Here is a 15388-nt window from a genome sequence, read left to right as displayed (position 1 = left end):
TTGCTAAAGATGGTCCAATGATGGGGGCAGGAGAGTGGGATGCCAAATATGACAATCCATGGTTTTGGTTATACAAAGATTATCAGAAGAGTTTTGATAATTGTGTAAATACAACTTCGGGTGGCGGTGATTTTGCGGTTCAAGTCTCAAATAATTCACTACCTGGGAATACATGGATTGTATGGATTTGGGAGCTTGATGGAACTGGTGTTGACGAACTTTATGAAACGCGTTCACGTTTTGCTAATGACTTTCTTTCTTTTCCAATAAAACCAGATGGTGATAATGGTAAGGCTGAATTACAGGTTTGTGTTGGAGTTGCAGAATATCAATCGGAATATGTACGTCTCCAGCTTTGGGACTAAGAGAAACAAATTTTAAGTAAAAACTGAGAATGAGAAAAAAATTGCTCACTCTCAGTTTTTACTTTGTTGATATCCATTATCTATACTACACTTAATATATATAAAACATTGATTACAATGAAAAAGCTTAACTGATTAATTTAGTTCTTTATTGTCCCTGCTTCTAACAATTATTTTATAAGGCTCTCCATCGATTAATTGATCCAATTGCTCTGCTTTAATATAATCTTTTATCATAGCTTCGATTTTTTTTGCTTTCCGTTTTGCCATCAAATCTGAACTTTTAATATAGGTTTTAAAAATCAACTTTGTAGGAGCGGGATGAAAGTCAATCGCTATATCGTATGTCTGGTATTTAGTTTTGCCGATTACTTCATCTTTAATAGGATTTATTATCTTTATCATCCATCGTCTTACTTTTTCTTCATTTAGTTGATTTTTTATCTTTTTTTCCCTTACAACTTTCACCGTATAAGCATCATAACCATGTTCTTCTAAAACATTATCAACGAATTTTCGTACCTTATTGTCAACTGTTTTTTTCTCTGTACTAGGCACTGTAATATATATATACTTTTTTGTGAAATAGGGTCAACGTGACAACCTTTGCATATTTTTTTTAGTCCCTTATGTAATTGCATATGCCAATTTAGATTGGTTTCAGATTTTGCTATAGCAATTTGAGGTATAAATATCATTCCTAGCATGAATAAAAGAATAGTTCCACTAAGCAGCCATTGTCTTGAGTTATTCACTAGAGTGTCCCCCTTATGTAAAGCTTTTTGTATTATTTGGTTTAGTTTTTTCTTTTTTATTCGAGTTTATTCACCAAACCCTTGTTGGGGTAAAACCAGCAATTGAACACCTAAACGCAATCTGTCCAATTACTGGTATCTACTTTGCGAAAGATAGGACGTTAGCTACCTCTATCCCTAGTAGCCTCATTTTTCATACGAAGAATGCGGCTTTAGATCGTTAAAAGTAAACAACTTTTTTTGCATTGAAAAAAAAGCAATTGGGGGAGCAATCGCCTTTTGGATCAATGGAATAATACAGCATATGCAAAAATCTCCGCCATCTTGAATCATAAAAAGAAATTGTTATAATTTCGTTCAGTAACGAATGGACAAGCCAAATCCGTTTGTAAAAGGTTATCGATATGAAGAGTTTCTTTACTTGTCCACCAATGAAATTCAATCGGGTGAGATTGATTTTTGGGAATGATGATTAAGAAAAATGGCAAATGCTCTAAATTAAATGGAGCAGCATAAAACACCACCTTTTTTTTCACATACAAATGTGATATTCTTAACCAATTTTTTAGATGATTAACCGTCAAATGGCTCATAACACGGTTTATTATCCATTTCAATGTAGCGATATTTTCGATTTGACAGGCTTTTCTAAGCCAAAAAAGAAGGTCGTTCAAGTAGTTATGATCTTGATTCGTAGCAAAATAGTACTCAGTCGAATTGAAAAATGGAACCTCTTTTCGTTTTAAGCCCAAGTCATAGACACTGTCTGCTCCTTCAATAAATTGCCTCCAATGTACAAATGAAAAAGCATAGGGGCAATTTTTGAATGGTTTGTATGGACTATAGTTGAAATTTAATGTGGTCAATCGCCTAATACAACTGGAATGATTATCAAAAATCTTTTGAATATGTGACACGATGGACCTTATGGTAGCCCTCGATGATTGATATATTTCCTTTTTTAAATTGAATTCATAGTGTTCATCTTTTAGTTGTAAATTGCAAATTCGAGATGAAAATGTAACTTTTCGGTGAATCTCCGATCGATTGGTCTTATAGTTTGACGAAACAGCTTCTAATATAAATTCCATCACTCCATCATTTTTTTGCAAATCCGAGTCAGGATGAATATTTAGAAAAAACTTTTCATGAACATTATTTAAATTAAAAGTAATCCAATATTTTAAGGGATTAAATTGGTTTTGAATACTCATTTGTTTCCAGGCAACTGGATAGCGTTGCCCATTTTTTAGTGAAAATAAAAGATGGCCACATTTACATTGAAAAGGCTCCTTTGTGTACCGATCCGTTAATTGATAAAACATTGTCCTTTTACATTTGGGACAACCTTCAACAAATGAAACATTATGAAATGGGCAACGATGAACCAGACTAAATTGATGAAAAATACTGTGGTACCCTATTTTAATGCACTTGGGACAAAGCTTTAATATTGTATGAAAGTAGAGTTGCTGATCGTCTTTCTGAAAAATGTTGGTGAGCATATTAATGGTACGTCTATTAACCTCTTTGATGGATAAACCGAAGGCTTTCTTTAATAAAGATTCGTCTAATCCTTCTAAAGTAATTAAATTGCAAGCTTTTTGGCTTAAATTCGAAGCTTTTAGACTTTTACTATATGTTGTACCGAACAAATCAAATAAATCCTTAACCGTAGCTCGATTGGCATATTTAAACTTTTCAAATATACTCCAGGGGGATTCATAAGGAGATATCCATTCCTTTCGCCAAGTAAATGGTTGTGATTGCAACGGGGAGGCGTCGTTTATATATAGAAATCTTCTTTTTATCGGCATTTTCCCTCCCCCTATATGATCTCCTGATGAATTTCTGCTTCTACGTAACCCGACTTCAATATGGCTTCTTCCCAGCAAGCCGTAGTTAACCAGTCCAAATTCTGTCCGTTAGCTCCAAATTTTCGAAGCGCATATTCTACCGTTAACGTTAAGTATTGCATCGGAATTTCCACAGGTTTTGTTAGCCCAGCTTTCCGTCGTAAATCATTAAATATCTTCATTAATTCTTCTGCGCAGTGTTCCAAACGGTATCCTTTATTAAAGGCTTCCGGGAAAAAATAACGGGCATACGACCACTCACTTCCTATGGGGTATTCTGAATCGTGATCATATCCTGACAAACAAGGTTTTAAATCTTCAATGTTGCGAATACCGGTAAACTCGTATTCATGAACCATAAATCTTCCTATAATTTGCGCTTTTTTTGCCCGTATGAAAGCTGATCGTTGATAAAGTAATTCATTTTGGCCAACAAGAATTACGGTTAGATGAATACCTACGCAATCTAATTCATTATAAATATCCATCAACCATCCATAATGTAACTCGTGTAACCGATGAGCCTCGTCTAAAAACAAAATGATCCGATGTTGCTGCGACTTTTCTCCTTGTTCAATTAAAAATCTAGTTAATCGATCCCGTTTAATATTGGCCTTTCCACTAAAGGCCAAATTGTGCCCGATATCCTTTAATATATCTTCAAAAAATACGCCTTCATTCGCATTTTTATAGTGACGACAGATGATCTTATAAACAGGAAGGTTTTTTTATATTCATCAGGTAGGATTTTCATAATGTAATCAATAGCCTTGCTTTTTCCTAAACGAGGTCTGCCATAAACGATCGCACCGGGAGCTCGGTTATCAATCCATTGGCAAATCGATTCAAATAATCGATCAATTTCATTTGTGGCAATAAGGTATCTCCCATTCTCAACTGGATGGCTTCCTTTAGGAACGTAAGGTCTTCCCAATTGTTCAGAAATACTTACCATTTGTTCCAGTTTCAACACTTCTCCTCCTTTCTTAATAAGAGATAGTTTTTGTCAATCGTCTTGAAGAAGGTTTATCTGTCAATTGTTCATGTTTCTGTCGTGTTTCTAATCCTTCTAATTCGTTCTGCTTTTTGCTTTTTTCAAGATTCTTCTGATCGTTTAGTTCCTTAGATGAATATTCTTCGAGATAGCGATTTAATGTGGACAGTGTATTTCTGACATTCTTTTTTTTCCTTGATTCTGATTCTAAGTACCGTTGTAAAATTTCAACAGGGTCATCCTCATTTAAGACATGGATGATTTTTCGATTAAGCAGTTTATTGATTAATCTTCTTGTTTTTAAATCATGTGGGGAAATCCCCCATTTTCCTGACGCAGTTAATGTTCCAAATTCACTTCCATCCGGTAAATAGGCATGTATGGATCTTAAATCTTCGGTATTAACCAATAAAGTTAGTTTCGTTCCGATTAAATCGTAGGAACGCGATAAAATTTCATTGTGATACACAACGCCTTCAAAATTAATATGCGGCCGTTTTCTGTGTTGCCTATTTCCCTTGATCACTCGTTCTACTTTCATCGAGAAAAATGCCACCTCATTTCTTTGTTCCTCAGGGATTGTTCGAATAAGCATACCTCGTGAAACACGTTGTTGCAAAGCTTCTAACGGGGTTAAATTATTGATCCCTTCGTGTGGAGTTGCATTATAATTGGCAATAAGGACGTCCGTAATTTCCTCCAAATGTGAGGACAAAATTCTATATTTAATAGCCTTTTGCTCCGCGTCTTTTCGTAAAGGATCTCTAGGATGACTGCCTGTTGTACTTGGCAATTGATGATAACTGTTATCTTCTAACGTTTTAAAAAATCTTTCAATAATGGCTCGACGCTCCGGCACACGAACCGGCCCTGCATTCACGGCGCAACCAACGATTTGTGTTAAACGATCACGTACTATGTTTGATAAATTTGCTCTGGCATTGTCATAAAGGAACTCATCCCATAAACCCCATTGTGCTTCTTTCAATGAATCTGAGGGAAAGCTTCCATTTGAAGAATACTAAACCTGGGATGGTTAACGATTTGCGTTTCCAGGGAACGACTGCATTTCGTATGCAACGTAGGACGTCGCTAGATGAGTATTCTTTGTTTAAACAAAGATGATGACCCAAAATCGCTCTTGTAGCAACATCAATAATGACTAATAGCCAATTTCGGTTCATAACTTCGATAACCTCGTCCCCTTCAGGGGTTTTAAAAACGACAGCTATAGCTGTGTCAATGCGGTGACCGTCAAATTGAACACGTTGATAAGGACGAATAATCAAAGGGGAATTTTGATTTTCTTTTGTAAAAAAATCATGCTTTGATTGGGCTTCGTGATTTAGAAAGTGAAGTTTTTCTAGTTTTTTTGTATAGCGCTGAAGTGCCTTTTTAGCATTGGTTTCTGTATTAAAGGGATAGTCATTTAGTGTAAGGCCAATCTCACGACAAGCATTTAGAAATTTTTTATGAAGAACTTTTTGGTTAATCTTAGAGGTCTTTTTGCGGTTTTTTAAATAGTAATTACGTATAGTCTCTTCTATGGAAGGATAAGTTTCAAGAAGTAACTCAAAAGCGCCAACTAAATTTGTTGATACTCCATGGGATAAATTTTTACGTTTATATTGTTTTATATGTTTATAAGGGATTAATGCTCTAAATCCCCATATTTCTCCATATTCGTCCGTTTGCAAACATCGTTTTGTATATTCACGAATATGTTTTCTACTAATACCAGTAAGGGCTGAAATTTCCTTTAACATTTTGTCGTTTTTAAGATATAGTTCAACCGCCTGTTTTCTTTTTAAAAAGACAGGTTTAAATTCATCGTCAATCTGATCCAATAAAACATTTGGCCATAATGAAGTGTCTAAATGTTTTGGATTTATGTTATCGTTTTCAAAAAATCTATTTCTAGACATTCGTCCACACCTCCAAACTAGAACCAATCGGGGTAGTATCAACATTTGCTTGTATTTGTCCATGATATAGGAGCCAAAAGATTGCTTCTCTTATTCTAATACGGTCGAGGGCCAAATAATGGTCTAATTCAGCGATTGTACATCTTTTTACTTTGGAGAGATATCTTTTTATGTTGTATAAGTCTGTTTCAACGGGATGAGGACGATTGCTTATGTAAGGTAAGATTGTTTTCATATTTGAAAGTAAAATATGGTTTTCTCGAATGTCTTTTTCTGTTTTAATAAGAAAGTCTTTTTGGTGATGTTTACACCATAGTTGTTGGATAATCGAGGCAAGTTTAACGGATCGATTGCTAACAGAATATTGAACCTCAACAAACTGTTCCTCTCCGTTTTCCCATTTAATCCACATATCGAACATCGCTTTTACTACTTTTCCGTTGTAAATTTGTTTTATTTCAAGTGGTCTTTCACAGAAAGCTTGTATTTTCGGGTTTGTTTCAATTAGAATCCAATAGTCATATTCTAAGTCACTAAAAAGACGAACATTTCTTTGAACTTTTGGGCTATACGCTTCCCAATAGTTGTTTCCAAACTTACTACTTCGCTTAATTGGAATCGGTGAATACATGAATTATCACCTCGCGATCTAGCTTACAAACAATTTCTTAAATTCTACATGAATCTGCTAATTCCTTCTTTGATATTAAATTATTTTGTAGGATTCTGCCTTTTTATTACTGTTAGTAATGGAAATAATGAACCCACTTTTACCTTCTGAAACGGCAATGAACCCACTTTTATGTACCATTCGTAGGACTTAAAAGTGGGTTCATTAAAATTGTAAATTACTAGTTTAATGGTGATTTTTGATTACATTATGAACCCTCTATTATGTCCTTCTACAAAATGTACCAAATGACATCATTATAGTGATTGCTTCAGCAACTGTCACAGGCATCATCCCCCTTTTCTCTTTGGGAGTGAGCCGACCGCCCTTTAGAGAAAGCCGCATCTATTGCTATCTTTATTATTCCATATACATAGAAAAATTTGATAAAAATTACCCCGGGACCAACGTAGCTGTTACCAGGCGTAAAATGAAAATTTTGTGAATGATTCCGATTATTAAAGGATTTAATGACCTTGCTCAAGAAAAGAAATAAAAAATAAGACAACTGGAGGAACTGATGAATCGTTGGATAAACCATTTATTAAGCACAAATCGCGGGACATTTGAAATATTTGTAAAAGGTGAAGGTGAGCCTCTTTGTGTCACACATCTCTACTCTGAATTTAATGAAACAGGCGATTAATTCGCTGAGGCATTTACAAAGACCAATAAAGTGTTTTTAATTAATTTGAGAGAAGTCGGGAACTCGGAAAAAGCTTATGAGTCTTACCAACTAAGCATGTTGGAAACCATATTTGATTTAGAAGCCATTCGTGAAACGTTAGGTTATAAGAAATGGGGCTTTGCCGGCCATTCAACCGGTGGTATGTTAGGCGTTATCTATGGCATCCATTTTTCAAGCAGCTTGAAGTTTACTGTCATTGTTGGAGCAGCAGCAAGGGATTATTCGACATTTTCAGCGGATTGTATTTATAATCCAAAGCATCCTCAATTTAACCGGATGCAGGAATTAATCGAAACGTTAAAGCGCTCCGATTTATCTGCAAAGAAAAGAAATGAGCTTTCATCCGAAAGAACAAAATTGTCCTTATATGAGCCGGACAAGTATCATGAGTTATTTAACTTAGGCATTAAGAAGAAAATGTCCGCAGCCCGGTTAAATTACTTTAATCGGGAGTATCCAATATTTGATGTGACAAAAAAATTAAAGTTGATTTCAACCCCAACATTAATCATGTGCGGAAAATACGATGTGCAATGTCCTGTAACTTATTCATTCGAAATGCATGAGCAGATCCCTAATTCAAAGCTGGTCATATTCAATAAGAGCAACCATTATCCTTTCCTTGAAGAGGCTGAAAGGTTCGAGAAAGAACTTATTCATTTCAGAAATAATATCCTATAACTACAAAAAATATTGTTGCTATTTTTTGTAGTACTGCCGTTAAAGATGTTTTTCATCCTAATGGCTTAAAGGCTCAGTCACAGGGCTGCTTTAGGGCGGGAAACAGGTAGAAATATCTCGTTTGTGGAAGGTCACAAATGCTGTAGTCCGATGCGATTTCCTTCAGAATCTTGAAAGAGCCCCAAATAGCCGGCCTCGCCAGTATACGTTTTCTCCATTATCACCTTTCCACCTGCCTCATTAACCCGTGACAGAATTGTTGCCAGGTCGGGGCTTCCGTCCAAATACACAGTGACGCCGTCTACTGCTGGTTTGTGATTTGGGCCTTGAACGAGAGCCCCCCCATTAAACTTCTCCTGAACAGGGAAAAACGCATAATCACAATCACCCATCGCCATTTTTGGCATTTCAATCTTAAAAATCTGCTCGTAAAACGTTTTGGCTCGTTCCATGTTGCTAACGGGAATTTCGACCCAAATAAATAAACGCTGCATGATACTTCAACTCCTATTTGTTTTATTTTTGCGATCTCGTTTAACCACCAAGAATCACGTATTCTCATTATCATTTATTCTTTAGTATATAAGTATATAACAATTGGACTGCACGCTAACTACCGAAGGATCCCATCAGCTTTAGCCGTGGAGGTGTCAAAGCCTTTTCTCTAAAATGATTTTCGGTTCCCCTTTTTCGTCGGTATATGTTCCAACGATATCGAATCCATGGCGTAAATTTAAAATGAGCATGTTCTTCCATTTGTTTTTAGTTTGCGTGCGGATCACATCATAACCCTGATCCTTGCACCATTCGTGTTGTTTAAGCATGAGTTTTGATGCAATCCCTTGATTGCGATACTCCGGATCAACTCCGCCCAGCCAGCTGTAGAACCTGCCCTTGCGATCCTGATAGCCGATTTTATATCCAACAACACGGTCTTTATGTACTGCAACCAGTATAAGGAACTGAGGTCTCCAGGATAACTCTTCCTTGATCGTATCGGATCTTTTCGATGAAAAAATGCTTTCATGTAGTGAACACATGCTGTTATACCAGTACGATTCTACTTCTAAATTCGTGAACGCCTCATATTTCAAGTTAATCCCCTCCTGGATGAGTGTTGCCACAATGAAATCTCTGAAGGAGAAGTCATAAAATATCTTTCCCTTTATCTATTTTGCAAATTTAGTTTGTATTAACAAGTATGCCTTTTCGTATCCAGCCGACTTCCCCGTCTTTTTTATTAAGTCATATCCGGAACAGCTATCATCGATGATGGAAACGAGTTCTCCTTTCTTTACGGATAATAGCGCACAGGATAAATCACTTTTCACAGTTAAAAGCCCTGGTTGATTTTGTTGTTTAAGATATTCATTTTTTACATGCAGCAGCTTGTTTGTTTCTTGCTGTTTGCATAAAGAAAAGTGTTCGCCTTTTTTAACCGGAACAACATCATAAAATGGATATGCAATCGAACCAAACATTTCAAGTTCTGCATGGTATTCTTCTGACACGTTAGCATTCGGCAAATGATCCACGTATGTATACGAAAATCTATCTTCGGAAGGCGACCTGTCAATGATAAACGCATTTAATTGTCCGGTTGGTTTAATGACGTTTCCTCCATCAATGGCAATTATTTTTTTCTCACGGTCAATGATCGGATTATGAGAGGGGACATGTGAACTATAATTGACAACCGACCAATGCCCGACGATGGCAAACTTGTCTGCGTGATGTGACTTTTCCAGAAAAGATGGCATTGTTAAGGCAGTCGCCCGATCTGTATCTCTCCAATTCTCAATCTCTTCTAAACCCGCATGGACAAAAATATAGTCTTCTGTTTCGATCGCAGTTGGCAAATCCGACAGCCATTTCATTTCTTCTGAAAAATGATGGATTAAACGTTTTTTTGTATCTTTGACGTTCGTTTCATAGTTAACATAATACCCCAATTCCTTCAGCCATTCGTTGAGTAAAGAACGCTTTCTCGTACGTAAGTAGTTATTTAACTTTGGATTTTCATTCAATAGGTCTTCTACTAACGTATCGCAATTCCCTTCTATGACGTAAACGTTTGGATGATTAGCCGAAAGTTCCATTAAGTACCTTACGACGCCATTGCTGTTGCTGCCTTTTTCACAAAGGTCGCCATTGATGATTAAGTAATCCTACGCTTCAACATTCACCTTTTCTAGCAACCTTTTAAAAAGCTCTAATTCTCCGTGAATATCGGAGATTACAATAACTCTTGCATTCGCCGGGAGTGATAATTGTTTAATTTTGTTCAAAGGTAATGCTCCTTTACTTGTTACCCACTTTATTTCGTTTACCAGTATACTTCGACAAACTTCATGTTTGCTCCTTTTTGTTCAGAAAAATATTCAAAAATAGCCAGTCATATCATTCCTATTGAAATGATAGACTGGCTATCTTTATAGCAATCAATCAGTCATGAAAGTTCGTGCCATCTGTTGTGGCTTTAACGATCCCGGCGCGGATGACAAAGTCGCCGAAATGCTCACCTTTTTCTCGTTCTTTGGCGTAGCGGGAAAGAAGCATCCGCAATTCTTTTAAAATTTCCTCTTCCCCGATGTTTTCACGGTACATTTTACTCAGGCGGCTGCCGTCAAATGCCGCGCCAAGGTACATATTATATTTTCCCGGCGCTTTGCCGATAAAACCAATTTCAGCGAGTGCATGGCGCGCACAACCGTTCGGGCACCCCGTCATGCGGATCGTAATTTCTTCGTTCTGCAAGCCGTTCTCTTCAACGATTTTCTCAATTTTATCGATAAGGCTTGGCAAGTAGCGTTCAGCCTCCGCCATTGCGAGACCACATGTAGGAAGAGCGACACAGGCGATCGAACTGCGGCGAAGCGCAGTATATTGTTTCCCGTCTGTCAACCCGTATTGGTCGATAAGCTCCTCGATCTTTTTCTTCTTCTGGCTGGAAACATTGGCAATCATTAAATTCTGGTTTGCCGTCAGGCGGAAATCTCCGGTATGGATTTTAGCGATTTCACGCAAGCCCGACATCAGCTTGTAATCATCAAAGTCCGTAACGCGGCCTCCTTCGACAAACAGGGTGAAATGCCATTTCCCTTGAATACCTTTCACCCATCCATAACGGTCACCGTTATGCTCGAAATGATACGGCTTTGCTTCATCAAGTCGCCAGCCAAGGCGGTTTTCCAGCTCAGCCTTGACGACCTCAAGCCCTAGCCGGTCAACAGTGTACTTGAACCGTGCATTTTTGCGGACGGAGCGGTTTCCGTAATCTCGCTGAATCGTGATCGTTTTTTCCGCGACTTCGTAAAGTTTGTCTGGCGTACAGAAGCCGATAATTTTAGCGAGCTGCGGGTATGTTGCTTTGTCACCGTGCGTCATCCCCATGCCGCCGCCGATAGCGACATTAAAACCGAGAAGCTTCCCATCTTCCACAATCGCAATAAACCCGAGGTCTTGAGAAAAAACATCGATATCATTGGATGGAGGAACAGCAATGCCGATTTTAAACTTCCTTGGCAAATAAAGCGGACCATACATTGGTTCAACTTCTTCTACTTCCGGTGTGCCTGCCACTTTTTCTTCATCAAGCCAAATTTCATGATAAGCTCTTGTACGCGGCAATAAATCATTGCTTAATTTTTTTGCCCATTCATAAACTTCGGCATGAATTTCCGATTGATATGGATTCGAGGTACACATGACGTTACGGTTTACATCGCCGCATGCCGCAATCGTATCTAAAAGAGCTGCATGGATTTCCTGGATCGTTTTTTTCATATTCCATTTTAAAATCCCATGCATTTGGAACGTTTCTCTTGTCGTCAATTTCAAGGTTCCATTGCCGTATTTTTGCGCCAATTCATCCATGACGAGCCATTGATCTGGAGTCGCTACACCGCCTGGCAAGCGGACACGCAGCATAAACTGATAGGCAGGTTCAAGCTTTTGCTTTTGCCGTTCATTCCTTAGGTCCCGGTCATCTTGCAAGTAACTGCCGTGAAATTTCATAAGGCGGTTGTCATCATCAGGAATGCCGCTACTAATTCGATCAAGCATCGATTCCTTCAATGAACCGCGCAAATAATTGCTTTCTTCTTTAATCCGCTCAACATCGCTTGGTGGGCCTTCTGGTGCTTTTAAACTATTATTGACCATGTCGAAAACTCCTTCTATTCCATAATCAGTATACATCCCGCTGGTAGCGTCTTTTCTGTTGCATATCGGCAAGGTAGGCTTCTGCTTTTTCACGGCTCATGCCGCCTTCTTTTTCGATAATCGAAAGCAGCGTGTGATGGACGTCATGAGCCATATTTTTCTCATCTCCGCAAATGTAAACTGCCGCCCCTTCCTCGAGCCATTCAAACAGTTCTTTGCTATGTTCAAGCATACGGTGTTGCACGTAGACTTTTTCCTCCGTATCCCGGGAAAACGCAACATCCATTTTCGTTAACACGCCGTCTTTCAGCCATTTTTGCCATTCGGTCTGATAAAGGAAATCCGTTACGAAATGCTGATCTCCGAAAAACAGCCACGATTTTCCTTCGGCACCTATTTCTTCGCGCTCTTGCATAAAGGAACGGAACGGTGCGATGCCTGTGCCCGGTCCAACCATAATGATCGGCGTATCCGGATTTTCCGGCAGCTTAAAGTTTTCGTTATGCTGAATGAAAATAGGCAGAGTGTCGCCCGGCTCAAGGCGTTCAGCGCAAAAGCTGGAGCAAACCCCTTTACGTTCACGTCCGTGTGCATTATACCGGACAGTGCCAATCGTCAAATGCACTTCGCCCGGATTTGCAGTCAGGCTGCTTGCGATCGAATATAGTCGTGGTGGAATTTTACGGAGTACGGAAACAAACTCTTGTGCTGATCCCCCCCATAAACCAAAATCACGGACTAAATCAAGCAAATCGTGTCCTTCTATATATGCTTTTAATCGTTCTTCATTGCCTGGAGATAAAAGTTCCCATAAATCTTTATTCTCCGATAGCTTAGCCACCTTCTCAAGAAGCGATTTTGATAGATTCGTAATTTCATAATGGGAAGTAAGAGCTACTTTAAGAGATCGGATGTCTCCCTGTTTATTAATGGTTACACTTTCTTCAGCATCCCATTTCAGCTCTTCAAGAAGCTGGTCTACAAGTGAAGGATCGTTTTCTGGATAGATGCCAAGACAGTCGCCCGGTTGATAGGATAAACCAGACCCTTCAAGGGAAATCTCAAGGTGGCGTGTTTCCTTATTCGAACCGCGGCCGTTTAAATTTATATTTTCAAGCACTTCTGCTTGAAAAGGATTCGATCTTGAATACGTTGATTCTGCTGTTTGCTGTGTTGTTAATGGCCTGTTTGAGGCATTGGTATCCCCCGTTTTACTTAACCTGCCAAGCACTCCGTCCAACCATTCACCTGCCGGCTCATCAAAATCAACGTCACAGTCAACCCGCGGATAAAGTTGTGTTCCCCCGAGCTCTTTCAGCCGCTGATCAAATTCTTTTCCTGTTTGACAAAAATGCTCATATGAGCTGTCACCTAATGCCAGTACAGAATAGTTTAGATCGGAAAGTTTCGGGGCACGTCTGCCATGAAGGAATTCATGAAACGAGAGCGCGTTATCCGGTGGATCGCCTTCTCCGTGTGTGCTCACAACTATTAGAAGGTTTCGGATTTTCTTTAAGTTGTTCGGCTTGAAATCGCTCATTGCCGAGACCGTTACTTGAAACCCTTTTTCCTCGAGCGTTTTGCCAGCTTTTTTCGCAAGTCCCTGTGCGTTTCCAGTTTGTGAACCGAAAAGGATGGTAACTTCCTTTGAAATCGGCGTCTCATGGTTTCTGGCGGGAAATGCTCTTACGTTATCGTCTAAAGTTGCTACCGAAGAAGAATGGAATGCTGTAAGATATCCGCTCAACCAGACTTTTTGAGACCCGGTCAAAGTTGGCAGAAGACGGTTAAGGAGCTCCACCTGCTCCTCATTAAATGGACTGTTGATTACCTGAAGTTGCAACGATACCCACCTCACAAAAAAAATATAAACTCATCATTCACTTATATTTAAATGACTTGTTTTAGCAATTCGTACAATTCGCTTTTTATTAAAAATTAATTTTTATCATATCTATATTATTCCTATAAGTCAAGTTGGTTTTTAAGTTAAAACCATTTTTATTAAAAAATCGGGCCGAAACAAAGCCGAAACAAAAGAGAAATTCATCGATCACTTCCAACTATGGTTTCACCAGCATAAATATGGACATATTGATAAGGACTCTTTTGGAAATAGGTGATGGCATTGAAACAAAAAATAATCATTATTTTTAGTGAAATACTTATCGTATTTTTCGCTGTATTATTTATCGTTTACTTTATGAAGGACGATTCTTCCCGCTGGCAAGTGGCACTTGGAGGAATCGGTGTAAGCGCAGTGCCTCTATTTTTATTGTTTTTAAAAAACAATCCTTTTAATATTCCGTCATTGCTTGGTTACTATGTGTTAATTTTTTGTACGACCTATTTAGGATCCATCGAAAGTTTTTATTTGAAATACAAATGGTGGGATTCTTCTTTGCATTTTTATAAAGGCATTCTCGTAAGCTATATTGGAATCACTTTGTATCAAGTATTGATTCCTCAGCCAGTCCGAAAAGGCATCTCGCGTTGGATTTTCTTTCTTTTTCTCCTTTCGCTTGCGGTCACTGCGACTGTTTTATGGGAAATTTATGAGTTTGCAGGAGATCAATTTTTTACACATACGATGCAAAGAGGCGGTAATAAGGATACAATGTATGATCTGATTTGCGGCCTGACCGGCGGCTTTCTTCTTTCTCTTTACTTTAGCTTAAAGACCCAAAAAATCCGAGGATAAGGGGTGATACGATGAATCGCAAGCTTGTCATTATACTTAGTTCAATTTACGTGCTATTTATGGTGATTTTATCCATTTATTATTATGCAAATGGTGAATCGTTTAAATCACTCGTTGCGATTGGCGGTATTGTATGCGGTGCAGTTCCTTTATTATTGGCCCTTTTCACAAAGCTTCAATTTAATTTGCCAATCGTCATTTCATACTTGATATTTTTATTTGGATCGCAATATTTAGGATCTATCGTCGGATTGTATGGCCTTGGCTGGTGGGATACGTTTATGCACGTCATAAGCGGAATTATTCTCGCTTTTACTGCAGTGGCACTCTATGAAAGACTTGTGCATAGAGATGCGGGGCAAGCGATATCCCCATGGTTTGTCTTTTTGTTTACACTCTCTTTTGCATTGCTTGGCGGTGTTTTATGGGAGATATACGAATTTAGCTCGGATCAATTGTTCGGCATGACACTTCAGGGCGGCGGCAATAAAGATACGATGACGGATTTGATTGCCGATCTTGTCGGCGGGCTCATTATTGCCATATGGTCTGGAATAAGGACAAAAGTGAAAGTAAATCATCAATAACT

At 38.4% G+C, this 15388-nt stretch carries 14 protein-coding genes and 2 pseudogenes; 4 read left to right on the top strand and 12 right to left on the bottom strand.

Annotated elements, in window-relative coordinates; genetic code table 11:
* Nucleotides 1–365: hypothetical protein (locus tag WD019_RS20300; protein ID WP_425712632.1), on the top strand; the 365-nt coding region annotated here is incomplete at its 5' end.
* Between the two features lie 135 nt (nucleotides 366–500).
* Here WD019_RS20300 and WD019_RS20295 read toward each other — a convergent pair.
* From WD019_RS20295 to WD019_RS20265, 7 genes are all read right to left on the bottom strand, one after another.
* The gene (locus tag WD019_RS20295) at nucleotides 501–923 is read right to left on the bottom strand and encodes a DUF4030 domain-containing protein (RefSeq protein ID WP_425712631.1); all 423 of its coding nucleotides are present in this window, start codon (nucleotides 921–923) and stop codon (nucleotides 501–503) included.
* A 526-nt stretch (nucleotides 924–1449) separates the two neighbouring features.
* Nucleotides 1450–2937, bottom strand: coding sequence for a hypothetical protein (locus WD019_RS20290; RefSeq protein WP_425712630.1), 1488 nt, complete (start codon nucleotides 2935–2937; stop codon nucleotides 1450–1452).
* A gap of 11 nt (nucleotides 2938–2948) precedes the next feature.
* Nucleotides 2949–3632, bottom strand: coding sequence for an ATP-binding protein (locus tag WD019_RS20285; protein WP_425712633.1), 684 nt, complete (start codon nucleotides 3630–3632; stop codon nucleotides 2949–2951).
* Nucleotides 3626–3946 carry a hypothetical protein gene (locus tag WD019_RS20280; RefSeq protein WP_425712629.1) on the bottom strand — a complete coding sequence of 107 codons (321 nt, stop codon included), beginning with the start codon at nucleotides 3944–3946 and terminating at the stop codon, nucleotides 3626–3628. The genes WD019_RS20285 and WD019_RS20280 overlap by 7 nt, the downstream gene beginning before the upstream one ends.
* 16 nt (nucleotides 3947–3962) lie before the next feature.
* Nucleotides 3963–4958, bottom strand: coding sequence for a hypothetical protein (locus WD019_RS20275; protein ID WP_425712628.1), 996 nt, complete (start codon nucleotides 4956–4958; stop codon nucleotides 3963–3965).
* Nucleotides 4927–5895, bottom strand: a complete 969-nt coding sequence (locus tag WD019_RS20270; protein ID WP_425712627.1) for a hypothetical protein — start codon at nucleotides 5893–5895, stop codon at nucleotides 4927–4929. Before WD019_RS20270 ends, WD019_RS20275 begins: the two co-directional genes overlap by 32 nt.
* The gene (locus WD019_RS20265) at nucleotides 5888–6526 is read right to left on the bottom strand and encodes a hypothetical protein (RefSeq protein WP_425712626.1); all 639 of its coding nucleotides are present in this window, start codon (nucleotides 6524–6526) and stop codon (nucleotides 5888–5890) included. Before WD019_RS20265 ends, WD019_RS20270 begins: the two co-directional genes overlap by 8 nt.
* Nucleotides 6527–7085: 559 nt before the next feature.
* Here WD019_RS20265 and WD019_RS20260 point away from each other — a divergent pair.
* Nucleotides 7086–7934 (top strand): annotated as a pseudogene (locus WD019_RS20260) (alpha/beta fold hydrolase).
* Between the two features lie 131 nt (nucleotides 7935–8065).
* Here WD019_RS20260 and WD019_RS20255 read toward each other — a convergent pair.
* The 5 genes and pseudogenes from WD019_RS20255 to WD019_RS20235 form a co-directional block, all read right to left on the bottom strand.
* Nucleotides 8066–8428 carry a VOC family protein gene (locus tag WD019_RS20255; protein ID WP_026678145.1) on the bottom strand — a complete coding sequence of 121 codons (363 nt, stop codon included), beginning with the start codon at nucleotides 8426–8428 and terminating at the stop codon, nucleotides 8066–8068.
* A 156-nt stretch (nucleotides 8429–8584) separates the two neighbouring features.
* On the bottom strand, nucleotides 8585–9028 hold the full coding sequence (locus tag WD019_RS20250; protein ID WP_026678146.1) for a GNAT family N-acetyltransferase: 444 nt from the start codon (nucleotides 9026–9028) through the stop codon (nucleotides 8585–8587).
* Between the two features lie 88 nt (nucleotides 9029–9116).
* Nucleotides 9117–10222, bottom strand: a pseudogene (locus tag WD019_RS20245) (metallophosphoesterase).
* Nucleotides 10223–10379: 157 nt separating this feature from the next.
* Nucleotides 10380–12098, bottom strand: coding sequence for an assimilatory sulfite reductase (NADPH) hemoprotein subunit (gene cysI / locus WD019_RS20240; protein ID WP_026678147.1), 1719 nt, complete (start codon nucleotides 12096–12098; stop codon nucleotides 10380–10382).
* Nucleotides 12099–12123: 25 nt separating this feature from the next.
* The gene (locus WD019_RS20235) at nucleotides 12124–13941 is read right to left on the bottom strand and encodes an assimilatory sulfite reductase (NADPH) flavoprotein subunit (RefSeq protein WP_425712625.1); all 1818 of its coding nucleotides are present in this window, start codon (nucleotides 13939–13941) and stop codon (nucleotides 12124–12126) included.
* Between the two features lie 279 nt (nucleotides 13942–14220).
* Between WD019_RS20235 and WD019_RS20230 the strand changes: the two genes are divergently transcribed.
* Both WD019_RS20230 and WD019_RS20225 read left to right on the top strand, forming a co-directional pair.
* On the top strand, nucleotides 14221–14799 hold the full coding sequence (locus WD019_RS20230) for a hypothetical protein (RefSeq protein ID WP_026678149.1): 579 nt from the start codon (nucleotides 14221–14223) through the stop codon (nucleotides 14797–14799).
* An 11-nt stretch (nucleotides 14800–14810) separates the two neighbouring features.
* Nucleotides 14811–15386 carry a hypothetical protein gene (locus tag WD019_RS20225; RefSeq protein ID WP_026678150.1) on the top strand — a complete coding sequence of 192 codons (576 nt, stop codon included), beginning with the start codon at nucleotides 14811–14813 and terminating at the stop codon, nucleotides 15384–15386.
* The last annotated feature ends 2 nt before the right edge of the window (nucleotides 15387–15388 follow it).

It is taken from the genome of Fictibacillus sp. Mic-4, assembly GCF_049843615.1.
Taxonomy (GTDB): domain Bacteria; phylum Bacillota; class Bacilli; order Bacillales; family Fictibacillaceae; genus Fictibacillus_A; species Fictibacillus_A gelatini.
The sequence above is the reverse complement of the archived record's forward strand: the minus strand, read 5'-3'. Positions and strand labels throughout refer to the sequence as shown.